Here is a 21,928-nt window from a genome sequence, read left to right as displayed (position 1 = left end):
GTTGCAATTCCGGAAGAAGATAGCCGTCATCGTGATAGCCGCTGTTCTCGTGACACTCCTTATTGGTTCTGCTACGGTCGGTTATGCGACCCTCAAGATGAGGGACAACATCCAAAAAACGCTCGACGTTCAGCTCAACGAAGTTCTGCCCAAGGAAATGGCGAAGAGCGTCCAGGAACCAATAACAGAGGAGGCGGGCACGATAACTGTAAGTGCCGCCGAGCTGGGGGCGAGGCTCTTCGACGACTACTTCGACAAGATGCGCATGATGGGGGATGTGGCCGTTCAGGATGTCCTGGAGGCGTATTCGAAGTACGACGAAAGCGATCCCCAGTTCAAGGCTTTTCTTCTCAAGCGCTTTGAGATGGTCAAAAACCTCGATCCCAACGTGGCCTACGTTTACTTCGGAAGCACCACCGGCGGGATGTACATGTGGCCCGACGAGCCTCTCCCAGAAGGCTACGATCCCCGCGTGAGGCCATGGTATAAGGAAGCAGTCGACAAGAACGGCCCAGTGTGGACTGAGCCTTATAAAGACGCATCAACGGGCAAATGGATAGTTACTTTCTCTGAGCCTGTTTACATCAACGGGGAGTTCGTTGGCGTTATTGGTGTTGATGTCTTCGTCTCGACTCTGATAGATCAGGCCAAGCAGATAAAGATAGGCCAGACAGGTTACATAGCGATTTTGAACAAAGACGGCACCATCATTGTTCACCCCGATGAGAGCCTCGTTCAGAAGCTCAACATCCACGATGATCCGAACCTGGCAAGCCTCGCCGGTGAGCTGGACAAGAACAAGGAGACCGGATGGATTAGGTACACATTCAAAGGAGTGGACAAGATAGGCGGCTACAAGAGGATGAAAACGACCGGCTGGATAGTCCTGGCAACGGTTCCCATAAACGAGCTAACCGACCCGATGATGAACGCCATTGATTCCTCTCTAAAAGCGAATACTGAAAAGGTCGCCAGCGAGATAAACTCGGAAGTTAACTCTGGCATAAAAACCTCCTTACTGGGATCTGTTTTCGCGGCGGTCTTCGGCCTGATAGTCCTGGGAATCGCATACAGGACTTTGAACACCACGCTAAAGCCCCTCGAACAGCTCCGTGACGTGGCCCAGGCCCTGGCGGACGGAAGGCTGAGCGAGGTTCGGGAGAAGCTCAGAGGGATACAGTACCTCGAAGACGACGAGATTGGAGCGCTTATAAAGGCCTTTGAATCGGTTGGAAAGGACCTCGTGGGGGCCCTGGATACCATAGCGAGCAAACTTGAGCGCCTTGCAGAGGGCGATCTAAGCAACGGCCTCAGCGTCGAGGCAAAGGGTGAACTCAGGGAGGTCCTAGAAGATCTGAGGGACACGACCCACAGGCTCAAAGGTCTAATCGGCGAAATCGTGAACGTCACGAACGAGCTGGACAAGAGAGCAAACGTCCTCGCTCAGATTGCCAACGATGTTACTGAGGCTATCAACCAGGTGAATGAAGCGGTCCAGCAGGTTAGTATTGAGGCGCAGAGGCAGCAGGAGAACATTAATGAGATTACTGAGGGCATGCGGTTGGTTGCTGATATGAGTGAGGAGAGCGTTAGGGCCATGGAGGAGTTTGAGGGTGCTGTCAACGAGGTTGTTCACATTGCTGAGGAGGGCAGGCAGAAGGGTGAGGTTTCGGCACAGCAGATTCAGAGCATTCAGGAGATGATGGGTAACATAGAGGCCGCAGTCAACAGGGTTAATGAGATGAGCAGGAGTATTGAGGAGATTACGAACGTTATTACTGGGATTGCAGAGCAGACTAACCTCTTAGCCTTGAATGCTGCCATTGAAGCGGCGAGGGCTGGAGAGGCTGGTAGGGGTTTTGCTGTGGTTGCACAGGAGATCAGGAATCTGGCCGAGGAGAGCAAGAAGGCGGCTGACAACATTAAGGAGATTATCAACAGGATGACGGAGGAGATTAGGGATGCCGTCAATGCCACGCAGAGGGGTGTGAGTGTTGTTAGTGAGTCGTCGGAGACTCTTAGAGAAACCACGGAGTACTTGACGAACATTGCCGAGTTGATTAGTGATACTGGTGCTAGGTTGGGTCACGTGAAGGAGCAGATTCTTAGGACGCAGGAAGAGGTTGATAAGGCTCTGAAAGCCTTGGAGAATCTCGCTGCCTCTGCTGAGGAGACAACTGCTTCGGCAGAAGAAGTCAGCTCCGCCGTCGAAGAACAGACTGCGGCAATAGAAGAACTCCAGAGAGCCGCCACAGATCTAAAGGCCATCGTGGAGAAGCTGCGCGACATCATCGGCAAGTTCAAACTGTAAAAAGGGAGAGCTCAGAGGAGCTCTATCCTTACTTTTCCCTTCACCTCTTTTTCCAGCTCGAAGCCCACGATTCCGGAGAATGTCCTCAGGTCGATCACGTTTCTCCCTGCCTTTAGGTCAACGATCTCTTCTTCCGCAGTACCAGCTGGAAGTGAGAGGTCGTACTCGTAGACCTTCAGCTTTATGTCGTTCTTCACGTAGAATATAGCCCTAGCACTCTTGTAACCATCGAGAGGAATGCCCCCGAAGGTTCTTTTACCTGCTTTTCTTAGGAGGTCGAGCGGGACTGAAAAGCTCACCGCCGGCGGCCTCTCCTGGAGTATCTTCTCGTCCAGAACGACTATATCCCTGTTTCCGGTGTCGAAGGGCGTCGCCTCGGTAGCGCCGGTGTTTGGTGTTGTGTTAGTTGCCACAAGGAGCTTCCCGTCCATTTTCTCGATGCTCGTTACCCTCGCTCCAAAGGCTCCAACTATCTTCACCATCGGTGGAGCGATGTAAACGAGGACGCTTGGCCCCACGAGGGTGTTCGTGAAGTCCCATCCGATTCCAGCATCGCTTGAATCCTTCCTGTACGATGCATCGTGATGGGAGTTGAATGCCGTGAGGATTCCTCCACCGACGTTTATTGCGTTCACACGGAAGGGAGCGTAGAACGTCGGGAAGTCGAGGAGGCGGTAGAAGGTGAATACCTCGCCCATGTAGGGGTTGCCAGCGAAGATTCCACCGCGGACGAAGGCGAAGGCCCTGTTGTAGGCCGAAGCCATTGCCCCGAGTTCGGGCCTCTCGTAGGGCTTTCCGTCCACACTACCCCCTGGCTTAAAGGTCTCCCACTTCCCGCTTATGAGGTCAATCGCTCTGAACTCTCTGACTCCGCCTGTGAAGTTGTTGCCCACTCCGAAGAATGCAACGTCGTGGACGCGCGTTCCCTTCGGAGACGGTTCGGTTATGAGGGGCTCGGCCTCTCCCCTCTTCCTGTCGAGGGAGTAGACGCCGAGGTTGGTGTGGCCGTCCTCCCTCGCTAGGAGAAGCCTGTCGCCATAGGGATCGTAGATGATGTCGCTCACCTCGCCGGCCCAGTCGGTCTCGTGATGTATGGACTCCTTCCACAGGAGTTTGACCGAGCCTTCCTCGGTGTCATAGACGTGCACGTGGGAGTACTTGTTGTTGAAGAGTATCCTTCTGTCCTCGCGGTAAACCGCTGGAGCATGAACCCAGCCGCCGAAGTAGATGAACTCGTCAACGGTCTCAACGGCGTTGTAAGTGTCCCCGCCGCTCGTGGGGGCGTCTCCGACCAAGATAAAATCGTAGGTCTTTTCTTCACCGCTCTTCATGTCTATGAAGTGTGCCTCGGCTTCGAAGGCCACGGTGAAATAAAGGACGCCATTGTGGTACCTCAATCCGAAGATCCCGCCGCTCCCCCACTCGGGGCCGTACCTACCCGGAAAACGGTAGTTCTTGAAGAGCATGGTATCACCCGTGGTAGTAGGTCCCTTAGCTTATTGCCTTTTCGCCAGAGGATTTTTATATTTCGCCGCTTAAGAAGAACCATGAACGCTTACAGGGGATTGGCCATAATCTTCGGCTTCTACGCTCTGGGAGAGTTCACTAGTTCTGCCTTCAACCTACCTATCCCGGGGAGCGTCCTCGGCATGCTTTTTCTGCTTGCGGCCTTAACTGCCGGCCTTGTCCGGCTGGAGTGGGTTGAGAACGAGGCCGAACTGTTCGTAAAGAACATGAGTGTCATGTTCATTCCTCCAGGGGTCGGGATAATACTATACATCAGCCTCCTAAAGAGCCAGCTCGTCCCCGTCGTGGGTGCCCTCGTGGTCAGCTTTCTGGTCACATTGATAACGACGGCAAAGGTCGTTGAGCTTTTGAGGAGGGAGGGAAGGTGAACCCTTACGGCATGGCCATAACCCTCGTAGTCTTCTACGTTTTTTCGGAGCTCCACGCGAGAAGGAAGGCCTTTTACACAAACCCTGTTCTCCTCTCAATAGCCACGATAGCGGCATTTCTCTGGTTCGGCGGCTTTTCCTACGATTCCTACATGGAGAGCGCCGGGATACTCAAGTTCCTCCTCGGGCCGGCCGTTGTAAGCCTTGCCGTCCCAGTTTACAGGGGGCTTGATACAATCAAAGCGTACTGGAAGGAGATAGCAGCGGGAATAACGGCCGGTGGAACCGTTGCCATACTAAGTGCCTTCTACACGGCAGAGGTACTCGGTGGGAGCAGTAATGTGCTCCTAAGTATAGCCCCCAAGAGTGTTACAACTGCAATAGCCATAGGAATCAGCGAAAAAATCGGTGGAATTCCCGCCCTTACGGCAGTCCTCGTTATTCTGACTGGAATACTCGGGAATGCGGTTGGACCGGAACTCCTGAACGTATTTCGAGTCAAGGACAGAGTGGCAAGGGGGCTGGCAATGGGGGTCACATCCCACGGCCTCGGGACGGCAAGGATCCTCTTGGAGGATGAGATTGCCGGGGGAGTTAGCGGGCTTGCGATGGCATTAAACGGTGTCTTTACCGCCTTCGTGCTTCCCTATCTCATCAAAGTCCTCTAAGATGCACTCGCTAACGCGGAGCCTGTCCTCCCTGTCCAGGAAGAGCGTGAAGTCCCTCTTGGCCAGCCTGTCATCTATTGGCGCATGTTCCACCAGAAACGCTATTATCTCCGCCGTGCTGTAGGGGACCTTCACGCCAAGCTCGTCGGCCTTCTTAAAGAGCTTCTCGGGAACCTGGAATATATCCTCACCCTTTTTGACCTCAACGCTTATTTTCGAGTTTATCTGCTCCCACAGGAGAAGAGTGTTCCTGGCTTTTTCAATCTTTTCAAGGGCTCTTCTTTCTAGAATGCTCACATTGGCCCTGCTCGTCCCGAGAATTTCGGCTATCTCGCTCTGTTTTAGGCCTTTGGCCCTAAGCTGGAGAACCCTAATCTGCTGCTCGGTTAAAAAGCTCTTCATGATAAGCACCATTAGTTAACAGAACGCTGGAAGTTAAAAGGTTTTTGAGAAGATGGTGCGGTGGCCGGGATTTGAACCCGGGTTACCGGCTTGGGAGGCCGGTGTCCTAGACCAGGCTAGACTACCACCGCAGTCCAAGCCCGTAGTATAGAGGGATCGTGACTTTAAAAGCTTTACTCCACGTTTAAGTCCCTACCCGTCCGTGAGGCAGGATTTTGTCTCGTTTCCATCAACAAAGTTTTCAAATCGCCCGAACGGTAGAGTTTTTAAGAGCCCCGCTGAAAGCCCATCGGTGGTGTCAATGCCTTACCTGATAATCGAGCATCTTGAGGATATTAGTGATTGGCTGTGGCTCGAGTACTCTCACGTCGCCCAGTGGTGGGGGGATAAGCTCATCTTTACCAACGTCCGCGAGGATGAGAGGGAGAGGCTGGCGAAGCTTGGGAGCGTCATCACAGAGAGCGTCACGAAGTTCCCCTTCGACCGTTCAAAACTCATCGTTCTTGACCTCCAGTCTGAGGAGGAGCTGAAGCCCGAAGACATAGAGGAGGACACCATGATAGTGGTCGGCGGAATCCTCGGAGATGCAGTTCCACGCGGAAGGACGAGGGAGTTCATAACCTCAAAGATGGAAGGCGTTAAAGTTAGGCACATCGGAAAACCTCAGTATTCGATAGATGGCGCCTCGATAGTTGCTAAGCTCATAGCGGACGGAAAACGGCTGGAGGAAATCGAGTACGAGGAGCACCCCACGATAAGGCTCGACGAATTCAGCGAGATAACGCTCCACTACGCGGTGCCGAAGCTGGACGGAAAGCTCCTCCTGACGCCGGGCCTCATAGACCTCCAGAAGAGGGAGCTTGGATACACCGAAGCCGACGAGGAGATAAGCGACGAGGAGCTGATCGAGTTCTTTGAGGGAAAGAGGGAGCTTTGAAAAGAAAAACAACAACTTGGTTATCCTTCAAAAACCCTCCTAACCCTTCCCTGCCTGTCCTTCAGGATTTCCACTTCAACTTTTCCTTCACTGGTTTCAAGATCTACCTTCTCAGTCCAGAGCTTTTCACCGTCATTTGTCCAGACATCATGGCCAACCTTACCTTTGAGACCATGCGATTTTCCGGTGTGCTCGTGTTCCTCTGAGACGTGTTTAGCTTCTACCTTTCTCTTCTCTCCCAAGGATATTACCTCCTCCTGAAGAGGAGAAGCGGCGTGAACGAGAGCAGAACCAGCAGAGCCGGGCCGCAGATTGCCTGAAGGCTGAAGCCCTTGTTCTCCTTTGGAGGAACGTAGAACTTAACGGAGGAGCCATCTGAGAAGACTATTGTCCAGTAACCGGGAATATCCCTGCTAGGACAAGTAGCTTGATATCCCTCTGAGTACAAGTTACCGGAAGGATCGTAGAGTTTTATATAGGGCCTATAATAGTCATGGCTACTCTTTGACCATGCTTCAAGTTCAAACCAGTCGCAATCTCCATTTTTAAAGGCTTTATGTAAAGCAGCTGGTGGGTCATTGTTATATACCCTGTAGTATTCCGATGTATCTTTTTCCTTTGAATAAACCTTAACTCCAGTTATGCTTTTAGCTATTGGTTCCTTCTCTTCAGCACTCCCAAGAGGCAGGGCGAGTATTTCTAGAAAGAGAATGGCCAACACCAATAAGGCCCAGCGCTTCATTCCCTTCTCCCTCCGGGTATTTATATTTTTCCCTTCTCCCGAAGGGTAAAATACTGGATGGTGTCCTTAACCGTTATATATCCAAAGACATCAACAATGGAAATGGTGAATCCAATGGAAATTCCAGGGGAACTCAAAGAAGTTCTCAGCGTGCTTAGGTCAATGAACGCCAAGGCTTATCTTATCGGTGCAAGGGCTCTCCTCATGCATGGAGCTATTGCAAGGACTACGAAAGATATCGACCTTATGATAACGATCGAGAACCTAAATGTCCTCAGAGAGCGGCTCACAAGAGAGCTAAGAAAGAGGGGTTTCACCGTCCAGTGGCGCTCCTGGGGGCTTTTAGTGAAGAGCAAAAACGGGGTTGAAATCGACCTCAACACTCCAATGCTCCTGCTCGATGAAGAGTTTGAAAAAAGGGCCACCAACATTACTGACAATCTCTACCTTCCATCGATTGAAGACTTAATAGTCACAAAACTCATGTCCCTTGAAAGAAAGGACTACTCTGACATTAAGGAAATTTTCAGGCTGGCGAGCAAGATTGACTTTGAGTATCTCTGCAGAAGAATTAGAGAGGCAAACCTTGAAAGAGAGTTTAACAAAATAGCCAGAAGAATAGGTGTGGAAAAATGCTGAAGCTTAGTGACATCTTGCCCCCGGAGGTTTTAAAAATACTCTCAAAACACAACTTCCGCCTCGTTGGGCCATGGAGGGAGTATTATCTCCTGAAGGGCAACGCTCTCATGGTTCGGGAGCTTCCTCTGAAGGTGACGTTCAGGGGGAAGAAGGAAGAGATTGTTGAAGAGCTTAAGCCCTATGCCAAGAGGGTTGTTTACGGGAAAAACAAGGTTTCATTCTTGATTGGAAGGCACTGGCTTGTCCTTGAGTTTGAACCCTGAAGCTCAAAGCACTAAACCCTCTTTCAGAGCCTCCCTCACGATTCCGAGGTTTTTCCTCTTTCTCTCAAACTCTTCGTGTGTAGCAGAGTATCTCGAAGTCCTTCCTAAGGCCTGCTTTCCAGAGCAACTTTTGTCTCTTCTCTCATCTCTCCAATACTCCGAGTAAAGTACGACGGGCATGATTTAACTCTTCTCCCATTTCTCAGCCAGCGTTTCTATCTCCCTCCAAACCCTCTCCCTATCGGCTTTATCAACGACCAGAAAGACCTCCTGGACAGAACCATCACTCTTGGCGACGAGCTTTAAACCTGTCTGAGTCTCCCTAGTGACCTTTACCTCGAAACCTCTGGAGTCGCTCGCGTATATCCTGCCTGGAATTACCTTCTTCACTCCAGGGATTCTGGCTATCTCCTCCAGCGGCTTCTCAAGGCCCTTGAGAAAGTGGTGCTCCCTCTTCACTCCGCGCTTGAAGTGCTTGGGCATGTTGGAAAACACGCAGGTGAGGCTTTTAGATATTGCGCAATGCTTAAGTCATGTGCACTCTAAAAATATGTGGGGGAGATTATGGAAGAAGTCTGGATACTGAAGGAGTTTGAGAAAGTTGCTCAGCTTATGCCAAAGAGGGCCCTGTCCTTGATAAAACAAGACAGAGAGTTATTCCTGGAGATCGTGATTTCTGCATACCTAGATGGACTGATAAGCATCGGAAAAGCAGCAGAAGTCCTTGGGGTTACCAGGGAGGAAGTTATTGAAGAGTTCAAGCGCAGGGGGATCCCCATAAGAACGCCGGACAGAGACGACGTTGCTTCCGAGGTGGAGGCGATAGAGTGTTTGTAGTGGACACCACAGTTATTTCGAACTTTGCCAAAACAGGACATCTCGACCTTCTGGAGGTTATCTTAGGCGATAAAGGCACCACAACGGTTCAAGTGATGGAAGAATTTGAGGTTGGAATAAAGCGAGGGAAGTACCCAAACCTCGAAATTCCACTAAACGTCATCGAGCTTACCGAGGAGGAAAGAGAGCTCTACACCTTGCTCAATCAAAGTCTCGGAAAAGGAGAGGCATCCTGCATAGCTGTTGCAAAGTTTAGGGGTGGAATTATGCTCAGCGATGACTACGACGCAAGGAAGAAAGCTAGACTGCTAGGTGTTAAGGTTTCTGGCACCATTGGAGTCCTCGTACTTGGCGTTAGAAAAGGAATCCTTGAGCTGGAGGACGCAAACGGCCTCCTGAATGAAATGATCAAGAAGGGCTTTTATTCTCCAATAAAGAGACTTGAAGAAGTCATACCCTCTTCCTCACCTTAACGGCCACTCCCTTCTTCGCCCTGACCATCTCCTCGCCGCTGAGGACTGCCTTCCCTACGCCGACTACCTTTTCATCCCTGACTATGCCGACTATGTCATCTGGCCTTATCCTCGGGTCAGCTTCTTCAACGCCGACAGCGAAGACGTCTCCCCTCAGCTCGAAGTCTATCTTCACCCAGTAGCTCTTAACCGCATCGTATATCCTCTGCATTCCGTAGGGGGTTACGCTTATCACGCCGTCGGTGAAAGTCCCGGTCTGCTGGCCCTCAACGAAGATGCGTAGCATCTTTGAGCCCTTAACCTGCCCGTTCTCAGGAAGAATGGCCTCTCCAGCACCGACGCCGAAGTAGAAGTCGAAGACCTTCCTTATGTTCTCGAAGTAGCGGTAAGTCCTGTCCTCCTTTGTCCCCTCAATCTGGAACTCCCTCAGGGTCTCGGTGAGTGAGCGAAGGCTTTCATGGCTCGTCGTCCCGTTTTTGACGTCCGTGAAGATTATCTCCCTTCCAGAGAGCTCGGAAGCGAGCTTCGCTATCTCAACGTAGGCCTCGTCGAGGTGAGCTATGATTGGGATGTCCTTCGGGTACTTTTCGAGCGTCTTGGCCAGGAGTTCAGCGGCGGGCTTTATCTCCTCCTCGCTCCAGTGTCCGGTGACTACTATGTCGTACTTAGCCAGCCACTCCCACTCCCTCGGGACGACGCTGAAGGGTGAGGTTAAGATAAGCTCGTGGACCTTTGAGATTCCCGAACCGAGTGCCTCTTTCACGGCCCTTCTGTAAAGGGTGTGCGAGCGGGAGAACGAGTAGGGTTTTTTCGCGGAGCACGGGAAGAGCAGGAGGAGTTCAACGTTTTTAGGAGGCATGAAGCGCTCAAGCACGCGCTCGTGCCACCTTTTGACCTCGGGCCTCCTGATGGATGCATCGCTGATGAAGTATACCGTCTCCTTCTGGATTGGAGTGTATTTCTCAAGATAATCTGAGTGCTCAAGGTCTGCTATTCTCAGAATTCCAGCGCTGTACTGGGTCGGGAAGAAGTTTTCTACTAGATACCTCAGCTTGCCCTCTTCAAGGGCCTTCCTCACGAGCAGTATAACCTCACGGGCGAAGTCGAGGGAGTTGGGCTCGTTGCTCCACAGGAATGGAGAGAACTGGGTGAATCCCTTACCCTCGAAGTCGTAGAGCTTGAGAGAGCGGGTATCGAAGGCATCAATGCCAAGATAAACCGCCAGCGGGTAGAAGAACGGCTCAAGGTCGGCTATAATCATTATGTTCGGGAATCTCTCGCGGAGTTCCCTTAAAATCCTCACGAAGTAGCGGTACTCCTTGATTAGAATTTTCGAATTGCCGAGGTAGACGGCATCGAAATTGTATCTATCCATAATCTTGAAGAACTCCTCAAGGTACTCCGTTCTTCTCAGGGCAGGAAGGTAGAAGGCGTTGAAGCCATCGTAGTTTACACTCCACAGCCTCCCGATGGCCTTCTGGATTACCTCATCGGGAGTGTAAAACCCGAGCGGTATTGATGGGGCGAGGTTGAAGTCGTACTCGCCCGGCTCTTTGGGATGGAAGAAGGAGTTGAAGGGAGACAGGGTAAAGTCTACCCCGACTAACGCGGGAGTTCTGAAGGAACAATCCCCTAGCCTGACTACCCCAAGCCTTCCGGGTCCTTCGTGTTTGATGACTTCCATAGCGATTCCTCAGACGAGGTTGTACCTCTGCAGGAGCAGGAGCTCGTCGAGCGTGAGCTTCTCGCCGCGCTTGAACTTCTCGAGGGCTTCAACTGCCTTCTCGAAGTTGGCGTCCTTCTTGGCGCGCATCTTGGCGACGAGGCGGTAGGCGATAAGCTCCTTGTGCTTCTCGTCGTACTCCCTGATCTTCCTCTCGATCTCCCTGAGCTGCTTCCTGGCTTCCCTGACCTTCTCGCGGAGCTCGACGACCTTTTGGTGGTACTCGTCGGCCTCTTTCTTGACCTCGTCAGCCTTGTTGAAGGCCTGAATCATCTGCTCGTGGAACTGCTGGCTCTGGTTGGCGAGCTTCTGTATCTCAAGGCTGATGGCTTTCCTGGCTTTCTTGAGCTGGTCTACCTTCTTCCTCGTCTCAACGAGCTTCTTGTGGAACCTCTCAGCCTGCTGGATGATCTCAAGCTCGGTCGCGAGAACCTGTATCTGGTCAACGATCTGCTTCTCCCTCTCTGGAGTTATGTTCGGGTTGGTCTGGAGCTCCCACTCAAGCTTCTCGATCCTCTCCTGTATCCTCTCGGGGGACATCTTGAGTCTCCTGAGCTGGTTGTACTCGTTTCTCTTGGTCTTGTACTCGAGTATTTCCTGGTAGAGGAGGTCAAGCTTGGCGTTGATCTCCTCGCGGTTCTTCTTAAGCTCCTGTATCTTCTGGTTTATTTCATCCCTCTTCGCCTTGTACTCGCGCCCCTTCTGGCGGAGCTGCTGTACTTCCTTGTTCTTTTCATCCCTCTTTTGAATCCAGACCTGGAGCTCCTTTTCGAGCTCATCCAGTTTGGCCCTGATCTCGTTTCTCTCCTTTTCCAGGGCCTCAATCTCCCTCTTGATCCTCTTAATTTCCTCTGGGTCTACTTTAACCGTTGTCATCTCTCTTACCCCTCTTCCTTTTTAGAACAGCTCTGTTCACTTCGGACATCTGGACTGGAAATTGAGATAGTAAATAAAAACTTTTTGGATGATTCGGCGGTATTGTCTTGAGCACGATAGATTCGTTTCCCTTTTGTTTAATGTAGCCCACTCTGTAACAGCGAATTCTACAAAAGTCTTCAAAAACATTCAAAATTGAGACAGAATAATGGTAAAACAAAAAACTTTGCTCCAAATTCACTCCCTTACAACCTGCGTCCCCGTCTTCCCCTCAAGCGCCTCGACGGCCCTGTCAAGGGAAGCTATTACTGCCCTCTCGCCTCCCCACTCAACGAACCTTATCGCGGCAAGAACCTTCGGCCCCATGCTGCCCTTCTTGAAGTGACCTTCTTCGTAATAGCGCTTCAGCTCGTCCACGGTTACCTTCCCGAGCCACTTCTCATCGGGCTTTCCGTAGTTTATTGCCGCGCCGTTCACGTCCGTGAGTATCATGAAGATATCCGCTTTAACCTCTTCAGCCAGCTTTTCACCAGCTAAATCTTTGTCTATAACCGCCTCAACGCCCTTAAGCTCTCCATTCTCCTCAATCACTGGGACGCCACCGCCGCCGCTCGCTATGACGATGAAGCCCTTCTCGACGAGGTCAACTATGACCGGAGCCTCTACGTGCCCCTTTGGGTCAGGGCTCGGAACTACCCTCCTCCATCCCCTCCCTGCGTCCTCTATAACCGTCCAGCCCTTTTCCTTTGCGAGCTTCTTGGCAGTCTCTTCGTCGTAGAACGGGCCGACCGGCTTGCTCGGGTTCTGGAAGGCTGGGTCGTTCTTGTCAACGATGGTCTGGGTTACTATCGTTGCGACGGGCTTCTCGATCCCTCTCTTCCTAAGCTCGTTTATGAGCGCCTGGCCGATCATGTAGCCTATCTGCCCCTGGGTCATCGCTCCAGCGACGTCCATAGGCTGGGCTGGGATGCCGTAGACCTGCTGGCCAGCGTCCATGTGAAGAAGGAGCGCACCAACCTGTGGGCCGTTTCCGTGGGTGATAACGACTTCATAATCGCCGTCAAGGATTATGTCAGCGATCTGTTTGGCAGTCCTCCTCACGTTCTCCATCTGTTCCTCATAAGTACCTTTCTGGCCTCGCTGGAGTATGGCGTTCCCGCCCAAGGCTATGACAACCCTCTTCATGCTCTCACCTCCAGGGATGACTAATTACGCTCACGGGCATAAAAACGTTCGTTAGGCTTCACTCATGTTCACTTGAAGAAGGTTCGAACAAATCAAAGGACAGTCTACAAATGTAAAGAAAAGTGGCTCTCAGAGGTACCATTCAGAAAAGTTCCCAAGTCCGAGCCTTTCAAGGGTCTTCATGACGCCGAGGGCTATACCCTCGACCTCTATCCCGCCGGGTAGCTTGTAGGCATCGCCGACGATGTAGATATCCTGAATCGGGAAGTCCTCAACGGCCTGCCCGCTGGCGACCCTGTTAACGGGGTTTCCGTCGAGGTAGGTCTGGATGAGCAGGATCTCGCCCTCTTCATCGAGGTTAGGGAAGATTCTGTAAATGTCGTCTATGCCCTTCTTCTGCTCCTCCTTAACGTTCCTGCTCTGAAGGGCATGGTGGAGCATGATAAGGGTGTATCCCTCTGGAGCGAGCTCAGGGCTTAGAGCGGTCGGCTCGTTGTACCCGTTTATCCTCTCGGTATCGAGTGTAAAGACGACGGTGTTTCCAATCCTCGGTTCTCCTTTCAGGGCGACGTTGTACTTTATCCCCTCGCTCGGCTTCAGAGAGTCAACGTGCCTGAGGTATTCCCTATCGAAGTTCTCCCTTCCGACGAGCTCGACGGTCTCTTTGATGCCGATGTTCGAGATAAGGACATCGTAAGGAAACTCCTCGTTGTCGGCCGTCACTACCTTCTTTGCCTCGGCATCGACTTCAACGGCCTTCTTCCTCGTCAGAATCTTCCCGCCGTTTTCCATCACAATTCTAGCGAGTTCATCAGTAAGAGCTTTACAGCCGCCTTTCACCAAACCAGGCCCGCCCCACTTCAAAGCCGCTTTAATCTCCCTGGCCAGCTCTCCTGCAGGAACGTCGAGAACGCTGTCCGCCCAGCCGAGGAAGCTCTTGATGAAGAGGTCGGTGAACTCGTTGTCGCCTATCTTTTCCTTAATCCACCCGCGCCCGCTCATCTCGGCCTCTTCTCCGGTCGGGAGCTTGTTTCTCTTTATGTCCGCCATCAGTTTCATCGCCCTGGCTTTCTCCTTCCAGCCGAGGTACTTCCAGCCCTCGCGGTAGTGGAAGGTCTTGCCCTCGTAGAAGATCATGCCCTTTGGGTTGGAGTTCACTATGGTGACGTTCGCACCGAGGAGTTTTAGGAGGTGTGCCAGTGGGCCGTCTTCGCCGTGAGGGAGCATGTGAAAGGCTCCCGTTGAGAGGCCGAAGCCCTTGTAATTCAGATTTGTGAAGCGGCCGCCGATATAAGGAGCTTTTTCAAGAACCGTGACATCGTAGCCTTTCCTGGCTAGAAATCCAGCTGTCAAAAGCCCGCCGATTCCAGAGCCAATAACCACTGCCCTCATTCTACCACCTGAAATGCCAAGGGTGAGGAAAAATATAAGGGTTTGGCCGTTGTATGGATGTACAACTCCTTTACTCATGCTTCTTTTGATTCGTTCTAAGAAGAAAACTTAAGTTTTAATAATTTTATACCTCAAAAAGAGAATAAAATATGGTTAGCAAAAATAAATAGAAAAATTTGTAAATATAAGTTGTTCAAAATATATCTCAAAAACTTAAGGAGGTGAACTTATTGAAGTGGAAAGCCTTGGTAGCCATCATGGTTGGACTGCTTGTGGGTGCAATAAATCTAGCAACGGTTCACGCAGCTCAACCCCTCACAGGGAATACTGCAAAGAAGGTCGGCGTTCATAAGATAGTAATCTTCATCAACGGGACCTATGTCTCTGTGGAGCAGTTTAATAATGGTGTTATCATCATAGGAAAAACGCCCAAAATTGGTAGGGAAGAGATTTTAAAGAGGGTAAATCAGGTGATGATACAACGTGTTTTGAATAGGTGGAACGATGTGACGATAGAAAGCAACTATGCTAACACAATATCTAAATCTAACTATAACTACAGGGTTACCACATTTAAACCAAATCCGAACGATGATACGAAAATAAAGCTCTCTGTGGGCACTGCGCTTTCAGCCAAGTTCAGAATAGACTACTATGATCCAATTGAGACGATAAACTTCAGCGTATACAACTACGCATACAGTACAGCAGTTTCTGATTACCCACCTTATATCACGTATTACTATGAATGCAAGAGCATTAGCTTGGATAATAGGCTCTCATTTTCTGGAGAATCGTCAGTCAGTTCTACAGAAATCTCTTTCACTATATCCAAACCGCCCGGTTTTAGTATTGGTGTCTCTCAAAGTAGTTCCATAGTCACAATAGACGGGTCTTTTGGAGAAAACAGCGTGCATAACTACGATTCAATATCAAATACATACGAGGATTCAATAACGTCTTATAACTACCATAAAGTGAAGATTTATAGGGTAACTTCGTATCCCATAGCCACATTTGAAGTCAAGACTGGTACGTTCAGAACCCTTGGCACGAGCACCTCCGTCTCCGTGGATTCAACAGCATTTTGAGGTGATGTTATGAACAAGAAAGTTCTTGCCCTTTTTCTTATCTTTCTGGTGGGACTTGTGCCCATACTGACCAACGTCTTTGAATCCGAAACAGAGTATCCGAACATCATAGATTCTTCCTGGAAAAACTGGACTGTTACTCGCCTCAAGCTTGCCCAGGATCCTGATACAGGGGGATGGAATGGCGATTTGTCTCTTACAATACTTCCCTCATTACCTGGAACGTATCACGGAGTTCTGGCTCTATCCCTGTTGAATTTAAGTCCGGTAAATCTTCCCCAAACAAGAAATTTCTTGAGGGAATATGAGAGAGAAATCTACAAAAAGCTCTATAACAACGAGAGAGACCTCTCACTTGTTGATGTTTACTATCTGCTGGTGCTTTTCAAGGAGCTAAATATGAGCGTTGAAGATAAGAAAACTATAGGCGATTTTTTACTTGATGACATAAAAAGATCAGACGAAACTTACTCGCACATCAAAAGTCTTCTTCTGCTTAACTTTTCTAACCAGGACTACGTAAAAAACGCTTCTATGTCTCTCTGGCTGTCATTAAAGCCAGAATCGTCAGTGGAGTTTTTATGGATGTTCCTCTTGTATCGAGAACTCCTGATTATGTCCGGGTACTCTCTGGATGAGGTTCCCAATTATAATACCTTGCACAAATTCGCGATGGAGGTGTTTAAAAACTCATCTCGCAGGACAGACACGCTCGGCTTTTTTGAGATTCATACCTTGGCTAGGTTCATGAAAGAAGAGGAGATACAAAATGAAAGCATCAGGAGACAACTGCTATGGGCCATTTCTCAATATAAGTGCCCGGATGGTTCGTACTCCGATACAACGGGGTCTGAAAGAGGGTACATCGACACTACTCACTGGGCCGTGGAGACAATAATTTATCTGGGGGGAAGAGTTGGAGAAGATACTGTAGGTTATCTGCGGTCTCTTGAGAGTCCACTTGGGGGTTTCATAGAAGTTCCGTTGTACAATATAATACCGAACCCGCTGGACACTGCTTTCTCGGTGATGACCCTCGGACTTCTGAACTACACAGTGCCTAGAGATGAGAAAGTCAGGGATTACTTACTCTTGGAGATTTCGAAAGCAAATAAGCCAAGCATAATGTGGGCAGAGTACAGAGCCTTAAGGTCATTAGATGTTCCCAACGAGGATCTAAAGAAGATTATAGAACCCCGCTTGCAGAACTTTATTACCTCCCTGAATCTGTCTGATGTTTATGGGAACCATTACCTTCTCAAGGATGTGTATTACCTGCTCGTAATGAGCACGGAACTTGGGATTGAACTTAATGAATCGTGGAAAGAAAATGTGGCTTCCTTCGTTTTGGGTTTGAAGGATGGTGACGGTGGATTCGGTGGTAGAATATCCGAAATAAAAACTGTTAGACTTGAAACAACGCTTTACTCCGTTTTAATTCTCAACGAGCTCGGGTATAGGTACAGAGATAAAAAGACGGTAGAGTTCATTGAGTCTAACAGAAACGGTCCACTGTGGTGGTCTTTACCAATAACTAGATACGCGTTACTGGCCCTAAACTCAATGGGAATCGAAGTTAAGGGCAAAGAGGATATAGTAAAGGCCCTTGAGCAAAGAAAGTGTCCCTACGGTTTTTTCTCCTACGCCCCCTGCGAGAGTCCCAAGCAGGGCGATCTGATAGCAACATTTTTGGCACTTGATATTCTTGGGCTTCTAGGTTATCGTTGAGTATTCATTTTTGTATTTTTCCCTTTACCTTAGGTTCAAACATGCTTAATGGAATAAAGAACTGACAATCATAATCTTTTCTGTCCACAATATATGAAAAATAAAAGCTCGCTCAAAGCCTCCACTCGACCCCAAGCATCTCGCTGTAGGCATCGAGAACCTTCTCAAGGTACTCCCTGGCCGTTCCGACCTTGTCGATCCTGAACTTCTCGGCCCATTTTTCGTTGCCGAACTCCTCACTTCCCCTGGCAACTAAATCAATGACGCGCATGCTGTCCCAGAACACCGGCGTGTAGCCGGCCTTTCTCGCGAACTCTATAAGGCGCTTTATCTGCTTCTTAGCGTGCTCCTCCATGTCGACGTTCTCGCCGTAGGCCTCCATGAAGAGGGCCTTGAGGACCGGCTTCATCCAGCCGCGGTGGAAGCGGCACCAGCCGACGTTGTCGTACCAGAACTCCCAGAGGGCGCTGGCGATAATCTTCTGGGCAAGCTCCTCGGGCTCTAGGAAGACTCCGAACTGGTAGAACGTCCAGTACCTCCCCTGAATCGGGAGCGGGATGTAGTTTCCGATGGCCCAGTACATCGTCGGCGTCATCTCTCCGTCCTCGCCGAGGGGGGTAAACACAGCGTAGTCCTTGAAGCTCTCGCCATACTTTAGCCTGTCCTTGAACTTCTCGTCGAGGATTACGCTTGCTTTTCTCTTCCCGAGGCCGAGTATCTTGGCTATCTCGTTCTCGGCGAAGGCTACCCTGTGTGCAAGTTCGGCAACGAGCTTGGCGTTCTTCTCGCTGGCCTCGACGGGCCTCTCAAGGAGGGCCTCCTTCGTGAAGTCTGGGACATCGCTGAGGCCGACTTCCTCAGGCTTGAGTATTCCGCGGTGGACGAGCTCGAGAACCCATGCAGCTGTTCCGCCGAACTCTATGGCGTCGAAGCCCATCGCATCAACGGCCGGAACGCTTATGTCGCTCGCTCTGAGGGTTATAACGCCGCTGAGCGGGCCGTTGGCCTCCCTGGGTTCGTACTCGATGTGGTGGCCGTTGGCGTACTTCTTGCACACGACCGGGCACGGCTCACCGCAGTTCGTCCAGTTCTTGGTCTCTATCGCCTCCTTGTTGAAGGGCTCCCAGTAGTACTTCATTATAGCCTCGTGGATTTTGATCCTCTCTTCTTTCGGGATGTAGGGCATCTGCCAGTTGAGAATCGGGACGAAGTCGCCCTCCGCCGGGTAGTTCCCACCGAAAGTTCCTCCTGTCTTGAGCTTGGGGTTGTACTTGTACTTGACGGTCTTCTCAGCTATGACGTCGTTGTAGGGCTTCTTGTGGACGCCCTCAACGATCTCCTTGGCGGTTCTGAATGACGAGATGTCCTCGCCCGGGAAGGCCCTCTTCCTCGGCTTTCCACCGAAGATTACCCCGACGACGTTGTGGGCCCTGAGGAGGACGCTTCCAGAGCCGCCCCTTGCCGCCCAGTCCTCGCTTCCCTCAACGCGCTTGCCCTTCCTTAGGGTCTGGGAGAAGATAGCACCGTAGTTGGAGTTGAGGGCTGCAGGACCCACGACGGCGATGCGGTACTCGAAGTCGAACCTCTCGCCGAAGGTGTCTATGAGGTACTGGGTGAGCGCGTAGACGCCCTCCTCGCCCTTATAGTCCTTCCAGATCTCGATCAGCTTTTCGAGCTCTATCTCGTGGAGCTCGACGTTGATGTTCGAGCCGTCGTTGTAGAGGATGACAACAACCGGCTTCTCAGCCTTCCCTTCAAATGTGACGAAGTCAACGCCGACGTTCTTGAAGGCGTAGGCGGCACCGCCCATCGCCGACGGGAAGAGCGTCCCGTAGAGCGGCGAGCGGAAGAAGAACATAAGCCTGTGGGCACCGGGCAGTATTGAACCCGAGAACGGCCCCATTCCCATTACGACAACGTTCTTCGGATCATACGGTTCAATTGAGTGAGTTCCAAGCCTCTCATGGAGTTCGAGGCCGTAGTCTATGATGCCGTAAACTCCCTCTTTTTCGAACTCCTCGCTTTCCACCTTCTTCTCATCGAGCTTCAGATGAAGCACCGTGAACTTCATGCTCCCACCACCTTTGTATCACTCCGAGTGTTGAAATCAACTTGAAGAATATTTAAGGTTTCCGCTCCAGCTTAGACTATAGGGTGGTGAAATATAAAAACCTTGGTGGATAAAACGGTACAGGGGTAAAATGAACAGAAAAGGGCTGGAAATCACTCGATAGGCTCGAACCTGTCGGTGAGCCTCTTGAGAACTCCCGGAAGGGTAGTGTACTCCATCTCCTCTAGCGGGAGCCTGTGCGGCTCGAAGGGTCCGTGCCTGCGCATGTATTCGGTTATCTCAAGGGCCTTCTGGCGGGCATAGTCGAAGGCAGGGTCGTCAAAGAGGTCAACTGGGCCGACTAGCTTTCCTTCTGGGCTTATCTGCCAGCCGAGAGCGACAACCCTCGGCGGACCATCGAACCTGGTCGGGTTGGCCTGGTGCATCGGAACCGGCATTAGTGGGCCGTTGTGAGAACCCCTCATCCAGCCGCTGACGAGGTGCGGGAATGCGAAGGGCTCGAGGACCTCACCGAGGGCGGGTAGACCGCTCTGGGCTCTGACGATGGCAACTGGGTCGTCCTTTCCGACGTACTCTCCGGCTACTTCGTATAGCTTCTCGGTGCTGACAACGGCAACGGGCTCGTTCTCAGGGATTGGGTGCCCAGGCTTCGGATAGACCCTCTTGATGACGTAGCGGCTCTTGGCACCTATGAGGGCCAGAAGGTCGTAGAGCTCTTCTGGAGTGTTAAGAATGACCCTCTTGTGCTCGAGGATGTCCCAGACCTCAAAGCGGAAGCCCATGTGCATCTTCGGGTCGATGACGAGGCCCGCGGTGTTGAACGGGTCTGCGAACATCCTGAATATCGGGAGGTTGAAGGCTCCGGGCTCTGTCTTGTCCATGTGGAATGTAACTACAGGCTCGCTCTTCCTGAGGGTTATTTCCATCTCGGCAACTCCTGGTCCCATTCCGCGGACGTTGCCGCTGAAGGCATCCTTGAGGAGATCCTGGCCAGCTCCGTAGAGACCGAGTTCCTTTGCGACCTTGGTGGCCTCTTCGAAGGCCTTCCATGCAAGGCCATGTATGTCTGGACTGTCAACGCCCCTCTTGTGGGTCATGATGAGCTGTAAATCATCGCCGCAGGTTGCAACGTAAAAGTCTATTATAGTGCCATCTTCGACTGCTTTTGAAAGAACATCCTCGGCTGTCTCAACGAGCTGCGGGTGAACCCTTGAGTGTCCAGGCCAGCCGCCTATATCCGCTTTGATAACGCTGATGGTGATCTTATCTCCAACAGCCATGGCAACCACCGGTGTTTTTAACCTCTTTTATGCTTATAAAACGTTAATATCACTGTCGATGATACTCAGAAAACTCTAAATTCGAAGGTGGTAGAAGCGGAATGTTGTACATCAAAATGTCTATAAAAGGAGAAATTCACTCGCAGAGGTCGCTCCAGCCGAACTTTTCCTTTGCGATCTTTATCAGCTGTTTGAGCTCATCCTTCTTGATGTTGACGCTTGAGCTGGCCCCGACTAGGGCAATTATGCCGTGAACTTCTTCCTGAATCTGGATAACGTCGTCGTGAACTTTAACGACTCTCAGCTCCCTCTTTGCGGTTTCGTCCTCCCCAATCTTGAACTTGTCGTGGCCGATAACTACTGGCTCCTCCATGGGTACCACCTCACTATATTTTTGTAATCCAAAGTTAATAAAACTGTCGGGACAAAATTTATAAACCCCAAGCGGATAAGCTACTCCCGGACGGGGGCGTGGTGTAGCCTGGTCCATCATCGCGGGCTCCAGAGGTATGAGGACTTGCGGGTTTACTGATTGGGGATGAGCCTTTGGAGCTCTGACCCGGAGAAACCCGCGGACCGGGGTTCAAATCCCCGCGCCCCCACCATAGAAACTTTGCAGAGCAAAGTTTCATCAAAGAGTGAATGTCCTTTTTGAGTGTCCTGCTTTCCAGTGATTCTCACTATTAATTAGCAGTTTTCAAGGGGTTTATTCGTAGTATAACGCCCGAAGGGCGTTAAAAAAGAAGAAAACCCGCATTGCTCTGCTCGTGCACTAGGAGAATCTACCTTCTCAGCCAATTTCACGAAGACATTCAAACTTTTGGTGAAGCTTTTTCTAAAAGCTTCAGCGCCGCTTTCACTGTCGTTCAAGCGTCCTTGACGGATGGCGGAAGAGTAGTATGCTTTTTTAATGAGCTAGTTTTTGAGTGGGTTTACTTATCGAGTTGCCAGATTTACAGGATTTCCTCACAGTATAGCGCTCGAAGAGCGCTAAAAATAAAGTTCGAAATCACAATTAGCGGGAAGATTTGGAATTAAACCCGCGCGAGTTTGCCTTCTATAAGAGCATACACCCCTAACAGGCGAGATTGAGGGGAAGGGAAACCTTTTGGTCAAGCTTTTTCTAAAAGCTTGCTGGCGAAAAGTTTCATCAAAGAGCGAATGCCCTAAAGTTTCAGTCTGTCAAAAGGAGTTTTCTCACATTGGTATCCTACTGGCATCGATTAAAAACAAACTCACAGATAACAAGCCTGCCTTTAAGAAGCTGGAATTCACGACGAGAATGCAATTCTAAAGGAAATCCTCTCAAAACAACCCTTTAAACAAGAACCACAAACTTTGATGAAACTTTGCTTTGCAAAGTTTCTTTGGTCAAGCTTTTTCCAAAAGCTCCCTGAAAAGTACTTAAGCCTTAA

23 protein-coding genes and 2 tRNA genes are annotated in these 21,928 nt (G+C 50.6%); 11 read left to right on the top strand and 14 right to left on the bottom strand.

What is annotated here, in order from left to right; translation table 11 throughout:
• Position 1: 1 nt before the first annotated feature.
• Positions 2 to 2,311 carry a methyl-accepting chemotaxis protein gene (locus ACZ5TN_RS06875; protein ID WP_464916326.1) on the top strand — a complete coding sequence of 770 codons (2,310 nt, stop codon included), beginning with the start codon at positions 2 to 4 and terminating at the stop codon, positions 2,309 to 2,311.
• 11 nt (positions 2,312 to 2,322) lie between these two features.
• Here the strand turns inward: ACZ5TN_RS06875 and ACZ5TN_RS06870 are convergent, their stop codons facing one another.
• Positions 2,323 to 3,777 (bottom strand): DUF2139 domain-containing protein, encoded by a 1,455-nt coding sequence (locus ACZ5TN_RS06870; protein WP_464916325.1) that lies wholly within the window; start codon positions 3,775 to 3,777, stop codon positions 2,323 to 2,325.
• An 81-nt stretch (positions 3,778 to 3,858) separates the two neighbouring features.
• Between ACZ5TN_RS06870 and ACZ5TN_RS06865 the strand changes: the two genes are divergently transcribed.
• Together ACZ5TN_RS06865 and ACZ5TN_RS06860 are read left to right on the top strand one after the other, a co-directional pair.
• Complete coding sequence (locus tag ACZ5TN_RS06865; protein ID WP_464916324.1) at positions 3,859 to 4,206, top strand: CidA/LrgA family protein; 348 nt, start codon at positions 3,859 to 3,861, stop codon at positions 4,204 to 4,206.
• Positions 4,203 to 4,874, top strand: a complete 672-nt coding sequence (locus ACZ5TN_RS06860; protein ID WP_464916323.1) for a CidB/LrgB family autolysis modulator — start codon at positions 4,203 to 4,205, stop codon at positions 4,872 to 4,874. The genes ACZ5TN_RS06865 and ACZ5TN_RS06860 overlap by 4 nt, the downstream gene beginning before the upstream one ends.
• Here ACZ5TN_RS06860 and enfR read toward each other — a convergent pair.
• Positions 4,821 to 5,276, bottom strand: a complete 456-nt coding sequence (enfR, locus tag ACZ5TN_RS06855; protein ID WP_464917555.1) for a transcriptional factor EnfR — start codon at positions 5,274 to 5,276, stop codon at positions 4,821 to 4,823. The two genes, ACZ5TN_RS06860 and enfR, sit on opposite strands and share 54 nt — an antisense overlap.
• A gap of 53 nt (positions 5,277 to 5,329) precedes the next feature.
• Positions 5,330 to 5,407 (bottom strand) — tRNA-Gly (locus ACZ5TN_RS06850).
• A gap of 170 nt (positions 5,408 to 5,577) precedes the next feature.
• On the opposite strand from ACZ5TN_RS06850, the gene ACZ5TN_RS06845 reads away from it, so the two are divergent.
• Positions 5,578 to 6,213, top strand: coding sequence for a hypothetical protein (locus ACZ5TN_RS06845; protein WP_464917554.1), 636 nt, complete (start codon positions 5,578 to 5,580; stop codon positions 6,211 to 6,213).
• A 20-nt stretch (positions 6,214 to 6,233) separates the two neighbouring features.
• Here the strand turns inward: ACZ5TN_RS06845 and ACZ5TN_RS06840 are convergent, their stop codons facing one another.
• The gene (locus ACZ5TN_RS06840) at positions 6,234 to 6,455 is read right to left on the bottom strand and encodes a hypothetical protein (RefSeq protein WP_054840225.1); all 222 of its coding nucleotides are present in this window, start codon (positions 6,453 to 6,455) and stop codon (positions 6,234 to 6,236) included.
• Positions 6,456 to 6,460: 5 nt separating this feature from the next.
• Positions 6,461 to 6,955, bottom strand: a complete 495-nt coding sequence (locus ACZ5TN_RS06835) for a CGP-CTERM sorting domain-containing protein (protein ID WP_054840224.1) — start codon at positions 6,953 to 6,955, stop codon at positions 6,461 to 6,463.
• A gap of 57 nt (positions 6,956 to 7,012) precedes the next feature.
• On the opposite strand from ACZ5TN_RS06835, the gene ACZ5TN_RS06830 reads away from it, so the two are divergent.
• The gene (locus tag ACZ5TN_RS06830) at positions 7,013 to 7,594 is read left to right on the top strand and encodes a nucleotidyltransferase (RefSeq protein WP_464916322.1); all 582 of its coding nucleotides are present in this window, start codon (positions 7,013 to 7,015) and stop codon (positions 7,592 to 7,594) included.
• Positions 7,588 to 7,857, top strand: coding sequence for a hypothetical protein (locus ACZ5TN_RS06825; protein WP_464916321.1), 270 nt, complete (start codon positions 7,588 to 7,590; stop codon positions 7,855 to 7,857). The genes ACZ5TN_RS06830 and ACZ5TN_RS06825 overlap by 7 nt, the downstream gene beginning before the upstream one ends.
• 3 nt (positions 7,858 to 7,860) lie before the next feature.
• Here the strand turns inward: ACZ5TN_RS06825 and ACZ5TN_RS06820 are convergent, their stop codons facing one another.
• Positions 7,861 to 8,037 (bottom strand): hypothetical protein, encoded by a 177-nt coding sequence (locus ACZ5TN_RS06820; RefSeq protein ID WP_464916320.1) that lies wholly within the window; start codon positions 8,035 to 8,037, stop codon positions 7,861 to 7,863.
• 3 nt (positions 8,038 to 8,040) lie between these two features.
• A complete protein-coding gene (locus tag ACZ5TN_RS06815; RefSeq protein ID WP_054840221.1) occupies positions 8,041 to 8,340 on the bottom strand; it encodes a DUF2103 domain-containing protein in 300 nt (99 codons plus the stop codon).
• 81 nt (positions 8,341 to 8,421) lie between these two features.
• On the opposite strand from ACZ5TN_RS06815, the gene ACZ5TN_RS06810 reads away from it, so the two are divergent.
• Positions 8,422 to 8,694, top strand: a complete 273-nt coding sequence (locus ACZ5TN_RS06810) for a UPF0175 family protein (RefSeq protein WP_464916319.1) — start codon at positions 8,422 to 8,424, stop codon at positions 8,692 to 8,694.
• Positions 8,685 to 9,167 carry a PIN domain-containing protein gene (locus tag ACZ5TN_RS06805; protein ID WP_464916318.1) on the top strand — a complete coding sequence of 161 codons (483 nt, stop codon included), beginning with the start codon at positions 8,685 to 8,687 and terminating at the stop codon, positions 9,165 to 9,167. The genes ACZ5TN_RS06810 and ACZ5TN_RS06805 overlap by 10 nt, the downstream gene beginning before the upstream one ends.
• Here ACZ5TN_RS06805 and arcS read toward each other — a convergent pair.
• From arcS to ACZ5TN_RS06785, 4 genes are all read right to left on the bottom strand, one after another.
• Positions 9,145 to 10,851, bottom strand: coding sequence for an archaeosine synthase subunit alpha (gene arcS, locus ACZ5TN_RS06800; RefSeq protein ID WP_464916317.1), 1,707 nt, complete (start codon positions 10,849 to 10,851; stop codon positions 9,145 to 9,147). The two genes, ACZ5TN_RS06805 and arcS, sit on opposite strands and share 23 nt — an antisense overlap.
• 9 nt (positions 10,852 to 10,860) lie before the next feature.
• Positions 10,861 to 11,766, bottom strand: coding sequence for a coiled-coil protein (locus ACZ5TN_RS06795; RefSeq protein WP_011251107.1), 906 nt, complete (start codon positions 11,764 to 11,766; stop codon positions 10,861 to 10,863).
• Positions 11,767 to 12,003: 237 nt separating this feature from the next.
• Positions 12,004 to 12,951, bottom strand: coding sequence for a carbamate kinase (gene arcC, locus ACZ5TN_RS06790; protein ID WP_464916316.1), 948 nt, complete (start codon positions 12,949 to 12,951; stop codon positions 12,004 to 12,006).
• A gap of 129 nt (positions 12,952 to 13,080) precedes the next feature.
• Complete coding sequence (locus ACZ5TN_RS06785; protein WP_464916315.1) at positions 13,081 to 14,343, bottom strand: phytoene desaturase family protein; 1,263 nt, start codon at positions 14,341 to 14,343, stop codon at positions 13,081 to 13,083.
• 230 nt (positions 14,344 to 14,573) lie between these two features.
• Between ACZ5TN_RS06785 and ACZ5TN_RS06780 the strand changes: the two genes are divergently transcribed.
• The gene (locus ACZ5TN_RS06780; RefSeq protein ID WP_464916314.1) at positions 14,574 to 15,434 is read left to right on the top strand and encodes a hypothetical protein; all 861 of its coding nucleotides are present in this window, start codon (positions 14,574 to 14,576) and stop codon (positions 15,432 to 15,434) included.
• A 9-nt stretch (positions 15,435 to 15,443) separates the two neighbouring features.
• The gene (locus tag ACZ5TN_RS06775) at positions 15,444 to 17,162 is read left to right on the top strand and encodes a prenyltransferase/squalene oxidase repeat-containing protein (protein WP_464916313.1); all 1,719 of its coding nucleotides are present in this window, start codon (positions 15,444 to 15,446) and stop codon (positions 17,160 to 17,162) included.
• A 112-nt stretch (positions 17,163 to 17,274) separates the two neighbouring features.
• Here the strand turns inward: ACZ5TN_RS06775 and gor are convergent, their stop codons facing one another.
• The 3 genes from gor to ACZ5TN_RS06760 all read right to left on the bottom strand — a co-directional run bounded on the left by gor (position 17,275) and on the right by ACZ5TN_RS06760 (position 20,886).
• Positions 17,275 to 19,233, bottom strand: a complete 1,959-nt coding sequence (gene gor, locus ACZ5TN_RS06770; protein WP_464916312.1) for a glyceraldehyde-3-phosphate:ferredoxin oxidoreductase — start codon at positions 19,231 to 19,233, stop codon at positions 17,275 to 17,277.
• Between the two features lie 152 nt (positions 19,234 to 19,385).
• Positions 19,386 to 20,513 carry a fructose-1,6-bisphosphate aldolase/phosphatase gene (fbp, locus tag ACZ5TN_RS06765; protein WP_464917553.1) on the bottom strand — a complete coding sequence of 376 codons (1,128 nt, stop codon included), beginning with the start codon at positions 20,511 to 20,513 and terminating at the stop codon, positions 19,386 to 19,388.
• A gap of 136 nt (positions 20,514 to 20,649) precedes the next feature.
• On the bottom strand, positions 20,650 to 20,886 hold the full coding sequence (locus tag ACZ5TN_RS06760; RefSeq protein WP_011251115.1) for a hypothetical protein: 237 nt from the start codon (positions 20,884 to 20,886) through the stop codon (positions 20,650 to 20,652).
• A gap of 92 nt (positions 20,887 to 20,978) precedes the next feature.
• Between ACZ5TN_RS06760 and ACZ5TN_RS06755 the strand changes: the two genes are divergently transcribed.
• Positions 20,979 to 21,118 (top strand) — tRNA-Trp (locus ACZ5TN_RS06755).
• Positions 21,119 to 21,928: the final 810 nt, after the last annotated feature.

The organism is Thermococcus sp. JCM 11816, from assembly GCF_055396515.1.
This window is presented reverse-complemented; position numbering and strand designations above follow the sequence as displayed.

Excerpts from the sequence above, each read along its gene's own strand:
- ACZ5TN_RS06830 (WP_464916322.1), top strand. The coding sequence starts at position 7,013 with ATGGTGTCCTTAACCGTTATATATCCAAAGACATCAACAATGGAAATG.
- ACZ5TN_RS06795 (WP_011251107.1), bottom strand. The coding sequence starts at position 11,766 with ATGACAACGGTTAAAGTAGACCCAGAGGAAATTAAGAGGATCAAGAGG.
- ACZ5TN_RS06835 (WP_054840224.1), bottom strand. The coding sequence starts at position 6,955 with ATGAAGCGCTGGGCCTTATTGGTGTTGGCCATTCTCTTTCTAGAAATA.
- enfR (WP_464917555.1), bottom strand. The coding sequence starts at position 5,276 with ATGAAGAGCTTTTTAACCGAGCAGCAGATTAGGGTTCTCCAGCTTAGG.
- ACZ5TN_RS06870 (WP_464916325.1), bottom strand. The coding sequence starts at position 3,777 with ATGCTCTTCAAGAACTACCGTTTTCCGGGTAGGTACGGCCCCGAGTGG.
- ACZ5TN_RS06820 (WP_464916320.1), bottom strand. The coding sequence starts at position 8,037 with ATGCCCGTCGTACTTTACTCGGAGTATTGGAGAGATGAGAGAAGAGAC.
- ACZ5TN_RS06845 (WP_464917554.1), top strand. The coding sequence starts at position 5,578 with ATGCCTTACCTGATAATCGAGCATCTTGAGGATATTAGTGATTGGCTG.
- ACZ5TN_RS06825 (WP_464916321.1), top strand. The coding sequence starts at position 7,588 with ATGCTGAAGCTTAGTGACATCTTGCCCCCGGAGGTTTTAAAAATACTC.
- ACZ5TN_RS06775 (WP_464916313.1), top strand. The coding sequence starts at position 15,444 with ATGAACAAGAAAGTTCTTGCCCTTTTTCTTATCTTTCTGGTGGGACTT.
- ACZ5TN_RS06760 (WP_011251115.1), bottom strand. The coding sequence starts at position 20,886 with ATGGAGGAGCCAGTAGTTATCGGCCACGACAAGTTCAAGATTGGGGAG.
- fbp (WP_464917553.1), bottom strand. The coding sequence starts at position 20,513 with ATGGCTGTTGGAGATAAGATCACCATCAGCGTTATCAAAGCGGATATA.
- ACZ5TN_RS06810 (WP_464916319.1), top strand. The coding sequence starts at position 8,422 with ATGGAAGAAGTCTGGATACTGAAGGAGTTTGAGAAAGTTGCTCAGCTT.
- ACZ5TN_RS06865 (WP_464916324.1), top strand. The coding sequence starts at position 3,859 with ATGAACGCTTACAGGGGATTGGCCATAATCTTCGGCTTCTACGCTCTG.
- arcS (WP_464916317.1), bottom strand. The coding sequence starts at position 10,851 with ATGGAAGTCATCAAACACGAAGGACCCGGAAGGCTTGGGGTAGTCAGG.
- arcC (WP_464916316.1), bottom strand. The coding sequence starts at position 12,951 with ATGAAGAGGGTTGTCATAGCCTTGGGCGGGAACGCCATACTCCAGCGA.
- ACZ5TN_RS06815 (WP_054840221.1), bottom strand. The coding sequence starts at position 8,340 with ATGCCCAAGCACTTCAAGCGCGGAGTGAAGAGGGAGCACCACTTTCTC.
- ACZ5TN_RS06785 (WP_464916315.1), bottom strand. The coding sequence starts at position 14,343 with ATGAGGGCAGTGGTTATTGGCTCTGGAATCGGCGGGCTTTTGACAGCT.
- gor (WP_464916312.1), bottom strand. The coding sequence starts at position 19,233 with ATGAAGTTCACGGTGCTTCATCTGAAGCTCGATGAGAAGAAGGTGGAA.